At 64.6% G+C, this 1,943-nt stretch carries 2 protein-coding genes; both read left to right on the top strand.

Annotated features, from left to right (window positions below):
- A partial coding sequence (locus tag ACFXJ8_RS43995) for a hypothetical protein (RefSeq protein ID WP_379651536.1) occupies positions 1-226 on the top strand: 226 nt, incomplete at its 5' end.
- 370 nt (positions 227-596) lie between these two features.
- Positions 597-1,853: a group II intron reverse transcriptase/maturase gene (ltrA, locus tag ACFXJ8_RS43990; protein WP_379651534.1), complete on the top strand. Its 1,257-nt coding sequence runs from the start codon at positions 597-599 to the stop codon at positions 1,851-1,853.
- Positions 1,854-1,943: the final 90 nt, after the last annotated feature.

The following is a 1,943-nucleotide window of genomic DNA, read 5'->3' as shown; positions in this document are numbered from 1 at the left end:
CGGCATTGTTGCGCCACGCGCGGAGAGGAGTCGTCATGCGGTAGGAGACGACTGCTGTCGTGCTGCTGCACGGAAGATGAAGGATGGCTGGCCCTTCGGCGTCGCCCTGCGGGGGGAGGCGTCAAACCACCTCATGCTGCGTTGGCTGAAGACCGTCGTGGTGAGCGATGAGGAAAAGGCGGAACAGAATCCGTCAGGTGGGGACCGGGAAGACGAACGCGAGTGAACCATCGCTGAAGCGTCGAGATTTAGGAAACGGCATCGAAACCGGGGTCTCAATGCAATCTCGGGATGAGCCTGGCGGGTGCCCGTCTATTGGCCAGGTGGTGTCCGGCGTGCAGGTGGCGTGAGTCCGGTCTGCGGCTTTCGTGTGGAACGTGGGAAGGCGTGCGCTGATACCGCCCGGCCCGTAAGGGCGGGGCGACAGGGAGCGCATCGGGCGGCAGAAACCGCAAGGTGCTGAGTACCGTCGCGGCGCGCGCCGACGGACCGGCCCGTAGTAGTGGTGAAGCTCCTGTAATGGGGGCGGAGCGAAGGGGCCGGCTCATCTGGATGGAGTTCGTTCGAGCAACCGGAAATTCTCCGGGAGGAGACGAGTGAACGCATCGGGTCCGGGCGGGAAACCGTTCGAGATTCCCAAGCGCCTGGTGTGGAAGGCGTGGAAGCAGGTCAAGGCGAACAAGGGTGCGCCGGGGGTGGATGGGCAGTCCATCGCCGACTTCGAGGCCGATCTGGGTAACAACTTGTACCGGATCTGGAATCGGATGTCGTCGGGGACCTACTTTCCGCCGCCGGTGCGGGCGGTGGACATCCCGAAGGCGGGGGGCGGGTCGAGGAGACTCGGCGTACCCTCCGTCGCGGATCGGGTGGCCCAGACGGTGGCCGCGCTGGCGCTGGAACCCCGCACGGAGTCGATCTTTCATGAAGACTCGTTCGGGTACCGGCCCGGCCGGGGGCCGCTGGATGCGCTGGCCAGGTGTCGTCAGCGGTGCTGGCAGAAGGATTGGGTCATCGATCTTGATGTCCAGAAATTCTTCGACAGCGTGCCGTGGGACCTGGTCATCAAGGCCGTGCAGGCCAACACCACACACGAGCAGCGGTGGATCGTGCTGTATGTGCGGCGGTGGCTGACCGCCCCGATCCTCACCCTTGAGGGCAAGCTGGAGGAACGTGATCGCGGAACCCCGCAGGGTTCGGCGATCTCACCTGTGATCGCCAACTTGTTCATGCACTACGCGTTTGACTCCTGGCTGGAACGCGAGTTCCCGATGGTGGAGTTCGAACGCTTCGCCGATGACGCGGTGGTGCATTGCGCGACCAGGCGGCGGGCCGAACAGGTCCTGGCCGCGCTGGGGGCAAGGATGGAGCAGGTCGGGCTGCGACTGCACCCGGCCAAAACGAAGATCGTGTACTGCAAGGACCGTAACCGCCGTCTCGATCATGAGGAGACGGCGTTCACCTTCCTCGGCTACACCTTCCGCGCCAGGAAAGCCCTGACCAGGGACGGGACGAGCATGTTCGCCGCGTTCCTGCCCGCGGTCAGCAAGGACGCGTTCAAGAAGATGAGCGCGACACTGCGGTCCTGGCGCATCCATCTGCGCACCACCACGGATCTGGCCGACCTCGCCTCGTGGATGAATCCGGTCATTCGCGGCTGGATGAACTACTACGGCAGGTTCTACCGGACCGAACTCCACGCTCTGATGCGGCGCATCAACACCTACCTGGTGCGCTGGGCGCGACGGAAGTTCAAACGGCTACGGTCGTTCAAGAAGGCCAAACGGTGGTGGACCGGGCTGCTGCAACGCCAGCCCGCCCTGTTCGCCCACTGGGCCTGGATGACCGAGTTCTGACGGACTGGATGAGACGAGCGGAGTGACGGGAGACTGTCACGCTCCGTTCTGTGGGAGCCCGGAGGTGAGACTCCTCCGGGCCACCCGGCG

The organism is Nonomuraea sp. NPDC059194 (genome assembly GCF_042754765.1).
Lineage (GTDB): Bacteria > Actinomycetota > Actinomycetes > Streptosporangiales > Streptosporangiaceae > Nonomuraea.
This window is presented reverse-complemented; position numbering and strand designations above follow the sequence as displayed.